Annotated in this window: 1 protein-coding gene and 1 pseudogene; both read left to right on the top strand. The window is 78.7% G+C overall.

The features are described from left to right. Positions 1-314: pseudogene (locus tag B7767_RS40630) on the top strand (hypothetical protein); the annotation flags it as partial. Further along, a partial coding sequence (locus B7767_RS40625; RefSeq protein WP_256923751.1) for an amidase family protein occupies positions 311-581 on the top strand: 271 nt, incomplete at its 3' end. The pseudogene B7767_RS40630 and the gene B7767_RS40625, both read left to right, overlap by 4 nt.

The raw sequence follows: 581 nt of genomic DNA, 5'->3' as shown, positions 1-581 counted from the left end.
CCGGCCCCGCCGGTCCGCCGTCGGTGCTGCTCGTCGCCCGGACCCACGCGGCCGGCCTGGACGCCGTGCTCCCGGCGGTGGACACGGTCCGGCGCGGCGAGGCACCGCAAGGGCTCGACCTGGACGCCGTGGTCCTGGTGGCGGACGCGCCGGGACGGCTGCCGCGTCCCCTCGCCCACCGGATCCGGCTCATCGAGTCGGTGATCGACGTGTACCGGGTGCCCTGGGTGAACGAGTGGCGCCTGGGCGACCTGACCGGCCGGCCGCCCCGCGAGACGGAGCCGCTGGCCCGCCTGGTGGGCGCGACGCGTTGAGCGGCCGGGGACACGGCCCTCGTACGTCCGTCTCGGCCGAGGGGATCGCCTCCGCCGTGCGCGGGCGGCGGCTGCGGGCCGTGGACGTGGTCGCGGAGGCGCTGGAGCGGATCGGGCGGGCCGATCCGGAGCTGTGCGCGTTCCTCGAGGTGTGGGACGAGGAGGCGCTGCGGCGGGCGGACGAGGTGGACGCGCGGGTCGCCGCCGGTGAGCGGCTGCCGCTGGCCGGGGTGCCGGTCGCGGTCAAGGGGCGGCACGGGCTGCGTG

The organism is Streptomyces sp. 13-12-16, assembly GCF_002114215.1.
Classification (GTDB): domain Bacteria; phylum Actinomycetota; class Actinomycetes; order Streptomycetales; family Streptomycetaceae; genus Streptomyces.
The sequence above is the reverse complement of the archived record's forward strand: the minus strand, read 5'-3'. Positions and strand labels throughout refer to the sequence as shown.